Annotated in this window: 13 protein-coding genes; 8 read left to right on the forward strand and 5 right to left on the reverse strand. The window is 42.8% G+C overall.

What is annotated here, in order from left to right:
• Positions 1–70: 70 nt before the first annotated feature.
• The 4 genes from AC0L46_RS01830 to AC0L46_RS01845 all read left to right on the forward strand — a co-directional run bounded on the left by AC0L46_RS01830 (position 71) and on the right by AC0L46_RS01845 (position 4,228).
• Entirely contained in the window at positions 71–922 is an 852-nt protein-coding gene (locus tag AC0L46_RS01830; protein ID WP_473505339.1) for an ABC transporter permease, read from the forward strand.
• A 1-nt stretch (position 923) separates the two neighbouring features.
• The gene (locus AC0L46_RS01835) at positions 924–1,730 is read left to right on the forward strand and encodes an ABC transporter permease (RefSeq protein WP_473505341.1); all 807 of its coding nucleotides are present in this window, start codon (positions 924–926) and stop codon (positions 1,728–1,730) included.
• A 20-nt stretch (positions 1,731–1,750) separates the two neighbouring features.
• Positions 1,751–2,881 (forward strand): ABC transporter ATP-binding protein, encoded by a 1,131-nt coding sequence (locus AC0L46_RS01840; RefSeq protein ID WP_473505343.1) that lies wholly within the window; start codon positions 1,751–1,753, stop codon positions 2,879–2,881.
• 258 nt (positions 2,882–3,139) lie between these two features.
• The gene (locus tag AC0L46_RS01845; RefSeq protein ID WP_473505345.1) at positions 3,140–4,228 is read left to right on the forward strand and encodes a hypothetical protein; all 1,089 of its coding nucleotides are present in this window, start codon (positions 3,140–3,142) and stop codon (positions 4,226–4,228) included.
• 119 nt (positions 4,229–4,347) lie between these two features.
• On the opposite strand, the gene AC0L46_RS01850 is transcribed toward AC0L46_RS01845, so the two are convergent.
• From AC0L46_RS01850 to glnT, 5 genes are all read right to left on the reverse strand, one after another.
• Positions 4,348–5,601: an ammonium transporter gene (locus AC0L46_RS01850; RefSeq protein ID WP_473505347.1), complete on the reverse strand. Its 1,254-nt coding sequence runs from the start codon at positions 5,599–5,601 to the stop codon at positions 4,348–4,350.
• A 99-nt stretch (positions 5,602–5,700) separates the two neighbouring features.
• Positions 5,701–7,029, reverse strand: a complete 1,329-nt coding sequence (locus AC0L46_RS01855) for an FMN-binding glutamate synthase family protein (protein WP_414681998.1) — start codon at positions 7,027–7,029, stop codon at positions 5,701–5,703.
• A gap of 18 nt (positions 7,030–7,047) precedes the next feature.
• Entirely contained in the window at positions 7,048–7,731 is a 684-nt protein-coding gene (locus AC0L46_RS01860) for a GltB/FmdC/FwdC-like GXGXG domain-containing protein (RefSeq protein WP_317004203.1), read from the reverse strand.
• A gap of 14 nt (positions 7,732–7,745) precedes the next feature.
• The gene (locus AC0L46_RS01865; RefSeq protein ID WP_414681996.1) at positions 7,746–8,645 is read right to left on the reverse strand and encodes a class II glutamine amidotransferase; all 900 of its coding nucleotides are present in this window, start codon (positions 8,643–8,645) and stop codon (positions 7,746–7,748) included.
• A gap of 44 nt (positions 8,646–8,689) precedes the next feature.
• On the reverse strand, positions 8,690–10,024 hold the full coding sequence (gene glnT / locus AC0L46_RS01870) for a type III glutamate--ammonia ligase (RefSeq protein ID WP_414681995.1): 1,335 nt from the start codon (positions 10,022–10,024) through the stop codon (positions 8,690–8,692).
• A 240-nt stretch (positions 10,025–10,264) separates the two neighbouring features.
• Between glnT and AC0L46_RS01875 the strand changes: the two genes are divergently transcribed.
• The 4 genes from AC0L46_RS01875 to AC0L46_RS01890 all read left to right on the forward strand — a co-directional run bounded on the left by AC0L46_RS01875 (position 10,265) and on the right by AC0L46_RS01890 (position 14,312).
• Positions 10,265–10,921 carry a helix-turn-helix domain-containing protein gene (locus AC0L46_RS01875; RefSeq protein ID WP_414681994.1) on the forward strand — a complete coding sequence of 219 codons (657 nt, stop codon included), beginning with the start codon at positions 10,265–10,267 and terminating at the stop codon, positions 10,919–10,921.
• Between the two features lie 286 nt (positions 10,922–11,207).
• The gene (locus AC0L46_RS01880; protein WP_473505350.1) at positions 11,208–11,996 is read left to right on the forward strand and encodes a DeoR/GlpR family DNA-binding transcription regulator; all 789 of its coding nucleotides are present in this window, start codon (positions 11,208–11,210) and stop codon (positions 11,994–11,996) included.
• Positions 11,993–12,994, forward strand: a complete 1,002-nt coding sequence (locus AC0L46_RS01885) for an ABC transporter ATP-binding protein (RefSeq protein ID WP_473505352.1) — start codon at positions 11,993–11,995, stop codon at positions 12,992–12,994. The genes AC0L46_RS01880 and AC0L46_RS01885 overlap by 4 nt, the downstream gene beginning before the upstream one ends.
• Positions 12,995–13,028: 34 nt before the next feature.
• On the forward strand, positions 13,029–14,312 hold the full coding sequence (locus AC0L46_RS01890; protein ID WP_473505354.1) for an ABC transporter substrate-binding protein: 1,284 nt from the start codon (positions 13,029–13,031) through the stop codon (positions 14,310–14,312).
• The last annotated feature ends 45 nt before the right edge of the window (positions 14,313–14,357 follow it).

The raw sequence follows: 14,357 nt of genomic DNA on the forward strand, positions 1-14,357 counted from the left end.
TGATTTACCCCTTTCCATTTTAATTAAACACTGAGCAAGCGATTGCTCAGTGTCTTTAAAGGTAAAAACTATGTTTTTAAGTACTTCTCATCGTAAGCCAAAAGGTATTTTGCTTCTCTTACCTATTTTGCTTTTTTTAGGGATTTTTTTTCTCATCCCCTTAATTGGGTTACTCATTAAAAGTGTGACTGAACCCTCGTTAGGATTAGGCAACTTTTCAGAACTCCTCGCGACATCAACCTACATACAGGTCCTTGGGAATACATTCTTAGTGGCCACTCTAGTGACACTGTTTGCCATTTTATTAGGTTTCCCTCTTGCATGGTGCATAACCCTTTTTCCAAAAGGATGGGGAAGATTGCTACTGAATATTGTTCTGCTTTCAATGTGGACTAGCTTATTAGCTCGTACCTACTCATGGTTAGTATTACTGCAGTCTTCAGGCGTCCTGAATAAAGTACTTATGGGGATAGGCATCATAGACCAGCCTCTTGAACTAGTGCATAACCTAGCCGGCGTCATTATTGGCATGACTTATATAATGATTCCGTTTGTCGTCTTACCGCTACAAGCTTCTATGAGCACTATTGACCCAATGATTTTGCAAGCCGCATCCGTTTGTGGCGCACCTGCTAGAACAGTCTTTTTCCGTGTTTTCATCCCTTTATGCAAACCAGGAATTTTCTCTGGAGCGTTAATGGTTTTCGTGATGTCCCTCGGTTATTACGTGACACCAGCATTGCTAGGGGGAGTTAGCAACATGATGCTTCCTGAGTTCATTGTTCAGCAAATTCAAAACTTTTTAAATTGGGGAATTGCAAGCGCCTCAGCTTCTATTCTTATTTTGGTGACCTTAGTGATGTTCTATATCTATCTAAAAATCCAAACCGATTCTCCAACTTCATCTAACACAGGAGACTAGTATGTTATTAACTCAACAGTCGATGGGTTGGAAACTTAAGTCCACTCTTTACTTCATCACAGGGGCTATTGCGTCATTTTTAGCATTACCTATATTTTTTATCGTTGCACTTTCGTTCGGTTCTTCTCAATGGTTAGTATTCCCTCCACCACATTGGACGACAAAATGGTATGAACGCTTTTTTGAAAACCCTCAATGGATTGAATCCGCTCTCACTAGCTTACAAGTCGCTCTTATTACTTCTATTTTAGCGACATTGATTGCATTACCTGCATCGTTTGCCTTAGTAAGAGGGAAATTTGCCGGACGTGATTACCTGTACAGTTTGTTCACTCTGCCCATGATAGTCCCAGTGGTGATCATTGCTGTTGCCACCTACAGCATGTTTCTCAGTTTAGGCCTAACTGGTACCTTGGTCGCCTTTATCATTAGTCATGTCATTGTGGCTTTACCTTTCGCAATCATCTCTATCATTAACTCATTAAAGTTATTTGATAAATCCATTGAAGACGCAGCCGTGATTTGCGGTGCAAACCGACTGTACGCCATTTTTAAGGTTACTTTTCCGACCATCAAACCAGGCATTTTTTCAGGTGCTTTATTTGCGTTTCTAGTGTCTTGGGACGAAGTCGTCATCAGCGTCATGATGGCCAGCCCAGAGTTGCAAACTCTACCTGTAAAAATGTGGTCTACCTTACGTCAGGACCTGACTCCTGTCATCGCAGTGGCTTCTACCCTACTTATTCTTCTTTCTATATTGATCATGCTTGTCTCAAATACTTTACAGAAGCGTAGCCAACAGGCTTAACGCTTAGGAGCTTTTTATCTATGTTAACTCAGCAAAATTCATCCGCATTGGTTACGCTAAAACAACTTAACAAAGAGTACGGAGAGTTCACTGCCGTCAACCACATCAACCTTGATATAGAAAAAGGAGAGTTTCTCACCTTCTTAGGATCCAGTGGTTCAGGGAAAAGCACGACACTTTCTATGATTGCAGGATTTGAAACACCCACATCAGGAGAAATACGTCTTAATGATAAATCATTAATCGAGGTGCCATCCCACAAGCGTGGCATTGGCATGGTTTTCCAGCATTACTCTTTATTTCCACATATGAATGTTCGGGACAACATTGGCTTTCCTTTGGATATTCGCAAGGTTCCAAAACAAGAACGAGATAAAAAAGTAGACGACATCTTAAAACTGGTACAGCTAACCGACTTTGCTGATCGCCGACCTAGCATGCTTTCAGGCGGTCAAAAGCAACGTGTCGCTATTGCTCGCGCACTTGTTTATGAACCTGAAATTCTACTAATGGATGAACCATTAGGCGCTTTAGACAAAAAGCTGCGAGAAGACCTACAAGATGAGTTACGTCAAATTCATAAGCGACTTGGCATTACAATCATTTATGTCACCCATGATCAAGATGAAGCCATGCGATTATCTGAGCGAATTGCTATCTTCAAGGAAGGCGAAATTATTGGATTAGGCTCAGGAAAAGACTTGTACAACACTCCTCCTAACGCTTTTGTGGCGTCATTTTTAGGAAACTCCAACTTCTTAAAAGTTAAAATAGTTTCAGAGACCGAAGCGCAGTTCGAACAACAAACATTAAAACTAAAAAAACCAGCCACACCGATTCCAGATCAAGCTGATGCGTTAGTCATGATTCGCCCAGAAAACATCTATGTATTATCGAAAGAGCAAGCAGAACAAGAGCCATTAGCAAGTGATATTAATCAGATTAGCGCAACGGTTGAAGAAACAGTCTTCCTTGGAGAAAGCTACACCTGTTCACTTATCACTTCATCGGGACAACGTATTATGGGGAAAATAGTAGCCAGAGAACATTCCGAGATTGCGCCTGGCAGTGAAGTATATGTTCGTTGGTCAACTCAGCATTGCTGCGTTTATGACAACTGGAATGAGCAAGACATAACAAAAGCCAGCTAAACAAAATGTTCGCCTCTGGGAGCTTCGGCTCCCTTTTTTATCTATTTTACAGAGATTAAATTAAATGCTACTGGCCATACTATAAACTCAAAATAGTGCTGAATATCCCCAAAATATACAAGCAGTACCAATCAGTTACCTCAATAATCTATCATACTCAGGATATAACTGAGTTGATGGTTCGAAACACCATATTGATGAACTATCGTTATTTTATGGTAATTTAGTCCAATTCTAGGATTGATATATGGAGTTGAAATGAAAGGGATCATAAATGATGACAAAATCTCTGATTTTAGAGATTTAGTTAACTCTAATTCACAATTCGTTTATCAGATATTCAAAGACAAAGATGGAAAAAACCTTTTCCACCTTGTCTGCTCTTGTATGGATTGGATTAGCGTATCAGTTCGACATTTGGAGAATGCACCTGAATTCCATTCAAATATAGATGTTAAATGCATGCAGCTCTATTCTTTCATATCTTCTATCGATCTTATTTCTGAGTCTGTTAAACAGCTGCACAGAGTATTCGTGAATGAGAAAACCGACCCCTTCAAAGGTGACAAGAAGTGCTTTCAAAAACGCATATTTGAGCAAGATGATGATCGCTATTTTAAAACAATAAGAGCTTGTTTTGGCGCTCATCCTACCGACCTAAGAATAAACGAATCAAAGCGGTTCGCCAGCTGGCCCTTTGAGAGTCATATCAATCACTCCGACTTAACCGTTCATTTATACAGCAGAGAGATTGACCAAGATGATCTAGCATTACATCTTCACATAAGTGAGCTCATTGAGTTTCTTACTATCCGATACAATTACCTCAATATAATCGCTGACAAGATACAGAGCTTATTTAAAGAATATCGAACTGCTCTTTCAAATCAAATCATTGAGACTAAAGCCGATCCTCTAGAACAACTCTATGTTCTTAAAGTTGAATCAAAAAAGCGATTAGATAACGAGTATTATAATGGTGAAATTGAAGACCTGATTATGATTTTTGAAGCAGAAGTGACCGATGCTAATCTTGCGTTTTTGGCCGATTCATATAGAAAATCACTCCTACCTGCTATTGAAGAAATTAAAGTAAATCTTCAATCAATTAATATTGTTGATTTAAAGAGGAATTCTGATGTCAGACATAGTTCACCTATTAGTAAAGAGTTAAGCTATGAACTCCAAAAGTTCCACTCTTGGATATATTCAAACAGATACGACCCTCTTCTTGATTATTACATTGAACGTTTAAATGCCGTTACTAATAACAAATTTCAGTTTAGTAAGAGAGATGATCGAAAGCTTACGCTTCTTAAAGTGAAACTGATGTTAGTCGCTGAATAGCTATGATTATTGAGAGCCCCATCCTTTAAATTAAATACAAAAAAGCCCCTAAACGGGGCTTTCATTGTTTGTTGCACTTAGGGGGGCGCAACATAATAGTAGTCTTTATATAAACACTACTATTTGGTCTCTTGACCAAACTCTGGGTAAGCGTGCATACCACATTCGTGCATATCCATGCCTTCAAGCTCTTCTTCTTCGCTGACTCGAAGTCCCATCACTTTCTTAATAACCCACAAAGAAACCAAAGTAGCGCTGAACATCCAAACAAAGGTACAAACAGTACCAATCAGTTGTCCCATGAAAGTGGCATCGTCATTGGAAATCAACACAGCGAAAATTCCCCAGATGCCAGCAGCACCATGAACTGAAATCGCGCCTACAGGATCATCTATTTTCAGCTTATCCAACAACAAGACAGAGAAAACAACCACAACACCACCAATTGCACCGACTAAAGAAGCAACAGTTGCTGAAGGTGCTAATGGCTCTGCGGTAATTGCAACAAGACCTGCTAATGCACCGTTAATTGTCATTGTTAAGTCTGTTTTGCCAAACAATGCTCGAGCCAATAATGCAGCAACGATCATACCCGCTGCGGCAGCCGCATTGGTATTAACGAAGATCTTTGCAACAGCATTCGCTTCTTCCACATTAGAGATTTTTAACTCAGAACCACCATTGAAGCCGAACCACCCCATCCAAAGAATAAACATACCAAGAGTTGCTAAAGGTAAGTTTGCTCCTGGAATAGCGCGTACTTCGCCATTTTTTCCGTATCGCCCTTTACGCGGTCCAACCATAAGCACAGCTGCTAATGCGGCTGCAGCACCGACCATATGAACCACCACAGAACCTGCGAAATCTTGGAAACCCAATTGATCTAAGAACCCACCGCCCCACTTCCAGTAACCTTCTACCGGATAAATAACAGCAACCATGACTACGGCAAACACAAGGAATGGCCATAAGCGCATACGTTCAGCAACGGCACCAGAAACAATCGACATAGTGGCTGCAGCAAACACGGCTTGGAAAATAAAATCAGCCATTGTTGAGTAATATGGCGCACCTTCTCCAGAAGTCACATCCGCTACGCTATTGTCTCCACCTAAGAAGAAATCTAGACCTGGAATGTAAGCACTAACTGGATTAGCTGGGTACATGACGTTGTAACCCACTACCAAGTAAACAAAACACGCAACACCATATAAAAGAGCATTTTTGTTCAAAATCTCAACGGTATTTTTACCCCTAACCAGACCTGCTTCCAACATGGCAAAGCCTGCTGCCATCCACATAACCAAAGCAGTACACATTAAGAAATAAAACGTGTCTAAGGCGTAACTCACCTCAATGACCATATCTCCCATAAAACACCTCTACTAAAAAATTAAATGCGCGATATAGACGCTCTACAATTAAAAAAGCCACACATTAAGCATGGCTGAATAACACTTTATTGACCGAACTTAGTACTGTTGACCAGGAATCCAAGTCGTACCCGCTAATGGCACACGAGCCATGGCTGCGGCTTCCACATTGAGTGCCACAAGATCTTCTGGCTCCAAGTTGCGTAAGTCGTTTTTACCACATGCACGAGCCAAAGTTTGCGCTTCTAGAGTCAATACTCGTAAGTAGTTCGCTAAGCGATTACCCGCTGCAACAGGGTCAAGACGCTTCATCAGTTCAGGGTCTTGAGTCGAAATACCAGCAGGGTCTTTGCCTTCTTGGTAATCGTCGTAGAAGCCAGCCGCTGAGCCAATTTTCTGGTAGTCTTCTTCCCATCTTGGATCATTACAACCAAGCGCAACCAAAGCCGCTGTACCAATTGCAACCGCATCAGCGCCCAACGCCATACATTTCGCTACGTCTGCACCGTTACGGATACCACCCGATACAATCAACTGAACTTTACGATGCATGCCCATTTCTTGTAAGGCTTGAACCGCTTGAGGAATCGCTGCCATAGTTGGAATACCAACGTGTTCGATAAACACATCTTGAGTGGCCGCTGTACCGCCTTGCATACCGTCAACAACAATGACATCAGCTCCGGCTTTTACCGCCAATTTCACATCATAATAAGTACGAGTTGCACCTACTTTGATGTAAATCGGCACCTGCCAATCTGTAATCTCACGAAGCTCTTGAATCTTGATCGCCAAGTCATCTGGACCTGTCCAATCTGGGTGACGACAAGCAGAACGCTGGTCAATACCTTTTGGTAGGTTACGCATTTGCGCAACACGATCGGTGATTTTTTGACCAAGCAACATACCGCCGCCACCTGGTTTTGCGCCTTGTCCTAATACCACTTCAATGGCATCGGCTTTGCGCAAATCGTCTGGGTTCATGCCATAACGAGAAGGCAAGTATTGATAAACAAGGTGTTTTGACTGACCGCGCTCTTCTGGCGTCATACCGCCGTCACCAGTCGTTGTGGATGTTCCTGCAATAGAAGCACCTCGACCCAAAGCTTCTTTCGCATTGGCAGATAAGGCACCAAAACTCATGCCCGCAATGGTTACAGGAATGTCTAATTTAATTGGTTTTTTCGCGAAGCGATCACCTAGTACCACAGAGGTATTACAGGTTTCTCGATAACCTTCTAATGGATAACGAGACATACTGGCACCCAAAAACAATAAGTCATCAAAATGAGGGACTTTGCGTTTTGCACCAAAACCACGGATATCGTAAATGCCGGTATCTGCTGCTCTGCGGATTTCTGCCATAGTGGCACGGTCGAAAGTAGCGGATTCTTTTAGGCTGTCATTTCTTTTGCTGTCATTACTCATGATTCTAACCTCGTAAACTTAGTATGCTGATGCGTTATCCACTTTAAATGTGTAAAGCTGACGCGCTGATCCATAGCGTTTAAAAGAAGCAACGTCTTCTTCCACACCGGCTTTAGCAAGCAATCCGCTTAACTCTTCAACGTGCTCTGGGCGCATTTCTTTTTCGATACAATCAGCGCCTAGAGATTTCACCGTACCTTTCACATAAATATGTACTTCATACAGTGAGTCACCTAACGCTTCACCCGCGTCACCGCACACAACTAAAGAACCTGACTGTCCCATGAAACAACTCATGTGACCGACACTTCCTTTTACAACAATGTCCACGCCTTTCATTGAAATACCACAGCGTGCACCAGCATTACCTTCAATCACCAACAAACCGCCTTGAGCAGTAGCACCCGCCGCTTGCGACGCATCGCCTTTCACTCGAACCACACCAGACATCATGTTTTCTGCAACGCCTTGACCTGCGTTACCATGCACCGTGACATTGGCTGACTTGTTCATACCAGCACAAAAATAACCAGCATGTCCTTGAATCGCCACATTCACCGGTGCATCCAAACCCACCGCAAGGTTGTGACTGCCCTTTGGGTTAGTCACCGTCCAATCCTTTTCTGTCAATGTTGACGCTTGCTCATGGAGAGCTTGGTTAAGTTCACGAACCGAGGTTGTAGCCAAATCAAATTCTTTCATTCTTTGCTCTCCTATTACTTGCGTTCCCAGATGTAAAATGTCGCTGGCTCTGGTTCCCAGACAGTCGCGTTCTCAATACCAGGTAAAGAGGCTAAAGCTTGATACTCTGATGCCATGGCAACATAGTCTTCCGTTTCAGCCAAAACCGCTGGTTTACAGGCAATAGGATCGCGCATTACGGCAAAGCCGTCTTTTGTACCAATGGTGAAAGTAAAGAAGCCATCTAGGTCTTTTAACGCATTTTCCAAAGCTGTCTGCAAAGAGTCGCCATTGTTCAAACGCCACGTTAAATAACCCGCAGCCACTTCAGAATCGTTCTCTGTTTCAAAAGTAATGCCTTCACGCTTTAGACGATCACGCAAACGGTTGTGGTTCGATAGTGAACCGTTGTGAACAAGGCAAAGGTCAGAACCAGTTGAGAAAGGGTGACTACCTTCCATCGTCACAGCGGATTCAGTCGCCATACGAGTGTGACCAATAATGTGGCTGCCTTTCATGCGGCTTAAGCTGAACTTAGAAGTAATGTTTTCAGGCAAACCTACTTCTTTTAAGATCTCAATGGATTGGCCCGCACTTAAAATCAACACGTCTGATGCATTAGCGCCTAGCCACTCTCTTACGCTCGCTTCGCTTGCTTCCAGTTTAAGCACAGCAACATTGGCGTTTTGCATCCATTCAATAGCGCAACCTAAAGCGCCAGTTAAGGACTCAGTTAGACCAGCCCAATCGTAATCTTCCTTTGGGTGTCTTAACGTAAACTTCACCCAATCACCGGTAACATCATCACCGTAAATAGCAAAGCCAGCACTGTCTGGACCACGATCCGTCATGGCAATCAGCATAGGCTCAAACAGCTCACCTAATTTGTTCTCATATTTATCATTTTTAAGATAAAGACCTACTATTCCACACATGGGCGAAACCTCTATTCAATTTAATTGCTGTAAAAAGATGATGATTAGAAAAACTCTGCGTATTTCGCCACTTCCCAATCAGAAACATGGCGCTGGTATTCACCCCACTCTGCACGCTTCACATTTAAGAACTCGGCAACAATGTCACTTCCCATTGCTTCAACAAACACTGTGTCTTTTTCTAGCTCATCCAAGGCATCGCCCAAGTTTTGAGGCAGAATAGAAATGTTTTTCGCAATGATTTCTTCTAGGGAAAGATCGTATAAGTTGATGTTCATTGGCTCGCCTGGATCCAGCTCACGCTCAATGCCATCCATGCCAGCGGCAATAAGAGCAGCGTGTACTAAATATGGGTTACAACCAGAATCAGGGAGGCGGAACTCCAAACGACCATAAGGAACACGAACCAAAGCAGAACGGTTGTTATCGCCGTAACATTCGTAAGCAGGCGCCCATGTTGCACCAGAGCTGTTGCCGCCTACGACAAGACGCTTGTAAGAGTTAACGGTTGGAGCGGCAAACGCACAAATCGCCTTAGCGTGTGCCAGAATACCAGCGGTAAAGTGATAAGCCATTTTCGACAAGCCCATTCCATGCTTATCGCTGTCATCGTTGAATAAATTCTTACCAGATTCATCTGTGATGGATAAATGGAAGTGCATACCATTACCTGTTTTATCTGCAGCAGGTTTTGGCATGAAGGAACAAATCATTCCCATGTCGTTCGCAATTTCACCAGCGGCCATACGTACAAAAGTAAAGCGGTCAGCTGATTCCAATGCATCGCCGTAGGTGTAATTGATTTCAAATTGGCCGTTAGCATCTTCGTGGTCAATTTGGTAAACATCAAAATCAACCGCTTGAAGCGATTCCACAAGGCGCTCAAGGAAAGTACGAGAACGAGACAAGCCTTTATAGTCATAACATGGCTTCGCCAAGGTATCCGAGCTGTCTACTGGCAATAATTCACCACGCTCACCTTTTTTAAACAGATAGAACTCAGGCTCTAAACCTGTGTTCAGCGTCCAACCTTTTTCGTCTAAACGCTTCAGTTGTTTTTTCAATACAACACGAGAACAATATGGATGTTGCTCACCGTTTACGTAGCCGTCACACGCCATGCGAGCGTAACCTGGCTGCCAAGGAACAATGCTTAAAGTAGAAAGGTCGCCTCGTGCTAAAAAGTCTGGGCCATGTGGTTCCATAGCAAGACCCGATACAGCGAAACCAGCGAAACCAGCACCTGTATTCACCACATCAAAAATATTTTTTGCCGGAACAGATTTCGTCTTCGCAACACCGTGGATGTCCACAAACTGAGCTAAAACGTATTTAATCTGATTGTCTTTCAAAAAGTTTTCTACTTCATTGGCTTGCATTGCATGTCTCCTAAGTAAGTTCCACAACCTATAAGAATTACGAAAGTTAAGTAATTTCTACTTACCTAATGTATTTCTCGTAGGGAAAGTATTATTCTCTTAAAGAAAGCAAAACGCTTGCCAATAAATTAACTGAAAGGAATTTATTTTTCCTGATAGGAATTAAGTCACTAAATTCAAGGGATTCGGAAAAAGTAAATCTGCTATAATTAGACAAAGGAAATGATAAGGCCCCTTCAAATGAAAAAAGATGCACCATCTAGGCACATACAAGCCCTCAAAAAGGGCGAAATAAGTCATGAGCGTACTGGGTCACCGCGCTTACGACTGGAAGATTACATTGCGATGCAGGTAAAGCGTAAACGCATGGCACAAGATTTAAAGATTGCAGACGTCGCAAGAATTGCGAAGTTGAGCCAAGGAATGGTGAGTAAAATAGAAAATGCGCAAGTGTCCACCAGCTTAGACACGTTAGGTCGACTCTGTGATGCGATCGGTCTGTCTATTTCACAGCTCTTTGCAGACTATGACCGCCCTGAAGGCGATGCACAGCATACAAAGTCTGGTCAAGGAATGGAGGTGGTTCGAAGAGGAACAGAAAAAGGCCATACATATCACTTGTTGAATTACACAAGAGGCGAAACTCAACTGGTCGAACCTTTTTTAATCACAATGGATGATGCCAGTGAAATCTTCCCGACCTTTTCACACCCTGGTCAGGAATTTATCTACATATTAGAAGGTGAGATTATGTACCGTCACGGTAATAAGCTTTATCACCTAGAACAGGGCGACTCTCTATCATTCGACTCAGGCATCCCTCATGGACCTGAAGTACTTTTAAAGGTGCCAATCAAGCTTTTGTCTTTTATCACTCACAGTGGTCAGGACAATTAATCATTAAAAGGGCTTTATCTCATTCAATAAAGCCCTTTTTTTATTAGCACAAGTTAGCCACTTCTTAGACGTATTTTTCCCAACCAATACATCGCGCGCGCCCAGCAAACTCGACCTCCTTTCCCTCATACGTTCATAAACAATAACACCAGCCAATTTAGCCCAGATATTCATCCGACACAGAAATTCCAACATTAATTAGAAATGCAACGAAACTGTAAACAAACCTTCATACGAAACCAATACTATTTCGAACAACAAGATTTAGCGCACTTTAAGGTTTCGTATGATAGAAGAAATATCAGAAAGACAAGAAGAGATTCTTAGTTTACTTAAACGTCATGGTGGAAAAATTTCCAGTGCAGAGCTCACTGAACACTTTGACGTGTCTGTTCAAACGATCCGTAAAGACCTACATATGCTTAGTGAGCTGGCTTTAGTAAAACGGATCCATGGCGGCATTTGCCTACCTGTACAAAGCAATAATTTGTCTTTTTCTAATCGACAAATTATTCACTTGGAAGAAAAGAAAGAGATCGCCAGCAAGCTGGTTGAATATCTGCCGGAAGGTTGCAGCATATTTTTGGGCATAGGCACCACGCCAGAACAAATTGCTCGCCATCTTATCCATCATCCTGGACTCACGGTGATTACCAATAATCTAAATGCGGCCATTGCCTTATGTGAGAACCCCAATATCGAAACACACATGGTTGGTGGCCGCATTCGTGCCACGGATCAGGACGTGGTAGGAGAAGATGCCACCCATTACTTTCGAAAGTTTCAGGTCAATTTTGGTATTTGTGGCGTAGGCGGTATTTCTAATTCTGGTGATTTACTCGACTTCTCTCCAGAAGAATCCCATCTGTCCCAAGCCATTTTAGAAAATTGTGAACAACGATTGTTAGTGGCAGACCATCATAAATTCGAGCGCAGCGCGCCGGTAAAAAGCAGTCATTTGAAATGCATCGACATCTTCTTCACCGATCAAATATCCAATGAATTAAATCAACTTTGCCAACAATTAGGTGTGAAAGTTGAGTTATCAAACGATGAACCTCTGAGGGCATTATGAGTTTTTTAAGTATCACTAATTTAAGCAAGGAATATGCTCATCACTGTGTCGTGGACGATATCAATTTCACCATAGAGCAAGGCGAATTTCTGTCTTTGCTTGGCCCAAGCGGTTGCGGAAAGTCAACTACCTTGAACATGATTGCGGGTCTTGAATCGCCCACAATGGGTCAAATTCATCTTGGAAATAAAGACATCACTCACCTTCCACCAGGAAAGCGTGAGTTGTCTATGGTGTTTCAGTCGTACGCGCTTTTTCCACACCTCTCCGTTAAGGAAAACATCTTATTTGGCTTGAAAGCACGCCGTGTGGACAAGCAAGAACAAATTAAGCGACTAAAACACGCCATTGAGTTAGTGAGCTTAGAAGAACACCTTAACAAAAAACCTAGCCAGCTCTCTGGTGGGCAATGCCAACGGGTGGCGCTGGCAAGAAGTATTGCTTCTCAAGCCCCTCTTTGTCTGATGGACGAACCCCTTTCAAACCTAGACACAAAGCTGCGCAATGAAATGCGTAACGAATTACGTCACCTGCAAAAGTCGTTAGGTTTGACTGTGGTGTACGTCACCCATGACCAGATTGAAGCTATGAGTATGGCAGACAAAATCATCTTACTTAACCAAGGCAAAGTTGAGCAACAAGGCTCTCCAGAAAGCTTTTATCAAGCACCTGAATCTACCTTTGTTGCCAGCTTTATTGGTCATCCACCAATGAACCTGATGACAGGTCATGAACATATCATCGGCGTCAGACCTGAGCACATAGAAGTTCAAGAAGTTGGTCACAAGGCAAAGATCAACAGCTGCGATTACCAAGGTGCGGCCACCATTATCAATGTCGACGTGATAGAGGGGCCATTTAAAGGCTCAAAAGATATTCAACTGTCCCTAATGGGTAAACACCAACTAACAGAAGGAAGCCACTTAAACATTAATTGGTCCGAGCAAGAGCAACATCTGTTTTCCAAATCCACTGGCAAGCGTATTGCCAGTCTATAACATCGTTAAAATCAACCTGAAAGGAGCTACTGCAATGCGTTCAAACATTAAAAAACTTCTTACTTTAGGAGCGATAGGGCTGAGTTTTTCGGCTCTTGTACAAGCTAAAACAGAATTAACCATGTATTACCCAGTGTCTGTTGGTGGCGCTTTAACCAAAGTCGTTGACTCTATTGTTGACGATTTTGAACACCAAAACCCAGATATTGATGTAAAAGCCATTTATGCGGGCAACTACAACGATGCACGAGTAAAAGCTTTAGCGGCACTAAACAGCGGAAAGCCTGCGCAATTATCCGTGATGTTCTCCATTGATGTGCATGAGCTAATGGGGCTAGACGCCATTGTGCCTTTTGATGATGTGATCTCTACGTCTGAAGAGCGTCAGTGGCTAAAGAGTTTTCACCCAGCATTGATGGAAAATGGCATTGTTGATGGTAAAACCTACGGTATTCCTTTCCAGCGCTCTACCATTGTCATGTACTACAACAAAGACATGTTCCGTGCTGCTGGCCTTGATCCAAACAAAGCCCCTAGCAGCTGGGAAGAGCTGGTTGAAATGGGTAAAAAGCTTACCAAGAAAGACAGCAATGGAAATGTCACACAATGGGGTGCAATGATCCCATCTACAGGTTATCCGTATTGGATGTTTGGCGCACTGGCAAAAGAAAAAGGTCATAAGCTAATGAACCAAGCGGGTAACAAAACCTACTTCAATGACCCTAAAGCCATTGCCGCATTAGAGTTCTGGAAAGACTTGGGCAACAAGCATCAAATCATGCCAAAAGGAATGATTGAATGGGGAACCTTGCGCCAAAACTTCTTAGAAGAAAAAACCGCCATCATGTGGCATTCAACAGGTAACCTAACTGCTGTAAAAAACGCCGCTAAGTTTGACTTCGGTGTGGCAATGCTACCAGCCGATGAAGAGCGAGGTTCACCAACAGGTGGCGGTAACTTCTACCTGTTTAAAAATGCTTCTGCAGAAGAAAAGCAAGCTGCTCTTAAGCTCGTTAAATTTATGACATCACCACAGCAAGCAGCGAAGTGGAGCATAGAAACAGGCTATATGGGCATCAGCCCTGCGGCTTATCAAACGAAAGAGTTGACCAAGTATGTGGAGTCTTTCCCACCAGCGGCAGTTGCTCGTGACCAACTAAAATACGCAACAGCGGAGCTATCAACACACCAATCAGGTCGTGTCAGAAAGCTGTTAGATGATGCGATTCAATCCGTACTAAATGGCCAGCAAGATGCCGAAGAAGCATTAACAGCGGCGCAAAAACAAGCGGATCGAATCCTATCTCGTTACCGTTAACTCTCGTTACTATGAAGTCTTGCTAACGTTAAAACTTACTAGCGT

It is taken from the genome of Marinomonas sp. 15G6-16 (genome assembly GCF_055809555.1).

What these genes read in the sequence shown, in the direction of transcription:
- AC0L46_RS01845 (WP_473505345.1), top strand. Translation starts at nt 3,140, where the DNA reads ATGAAAGGGATCATAAATGATGACAAAATCTCTGATTTTAGAGATTTA.
- AC0L46_RS01885 (WP_473505352.1), top strand. Translation starts at nt 11,993, where the DNA reads ATGAGTTTTTTAAGTATCACTAATTTAAGCAAGGAATATGCTCATCAC.
- AC0L46_RS01890 (WP_473505354.1), top strand. Translation starts at nt 13,029, where the DNA reads ATGCGTTCAAACATTAAAAAACTTCTTACTTTAGGAGCGATAGGGCTG.
- AC0L46_RS01855 (WP_414681998.1), bottom strand. Translation starts at nt 7,029, where the DNA reads ATGAGTAATGACAGCAAAAGAAATGACAGCCTAAAAGAATCCGCTACT.
- AC0L46_RS01850 (WP_473505347.1), bottom strand. Translation starts at nt 5,601, where the DNA reads ATGGGAGATATGGTCATTGAGGTGAGTTACGCCTTAGACACGTTTTAT.
- AC0L46_RS01835 (WP_473505341.1), top strand. Translation starts at nt 924, where the DNA reads ATGTTATTAACTCAACAGTCGATGGGTTGGAAACTTAAGTCCACTCTT.
- AC0L46_RS01830 (WP_473505339.1), top strand. Translation starts at nt 71, where the DNA reads ATGTTTTTAAGTACTTCTCATCGTAAGCCAAAAGGTATTTTGCTTCTC.
- AC0L46_RS01865 (WP_414681996.1), bottom strand. Translation starts at nt 8,645, where the DNA reads ATGTGTGGAATAGTAGGTCTTTATCTTAAAAATGATAAATATGAGAAC.
- AC0L46_RS01860 (WP_317004203.1), bottom strand. Translation starts at nt 7,731, where the DNA reads ATGAAAGAATTTGATTTGGCTACAACCTCGGTTCGTGAACTTAACCAA.
- glnT (WP_414681995.1), bottom strand. Translation starts at nt 10,024, where the DNA reads ATGCAAGCCAATGAAGTAGAAAACTTTTTGAAAGACAATCAGATTAAA.
- AC0L46_RS01880 (WP_473505350.1), top strand. Translation starts at nt 11,208, where the DNA reads ATGATAGAAGAAATATCAGAAAGACAAGAAGAGATTCTTAGTTTACTT.
- AC0L46_RS01875 (WP_414681994.1), top strand. Translation starts at nt 10,265, where the DNA reads ATGAAAAAAGATGCACCATCTAGGCACATACAAGCCCTCAAAAAGGGC.
- AC0L46_RS01840 (WP_473505343.1), top strand. Translation starts at nt 1,751, where the DNA reads ATGTTAACTCAGCAAAATTCATCCGCATTGGTTACGCTAAAACAACTT.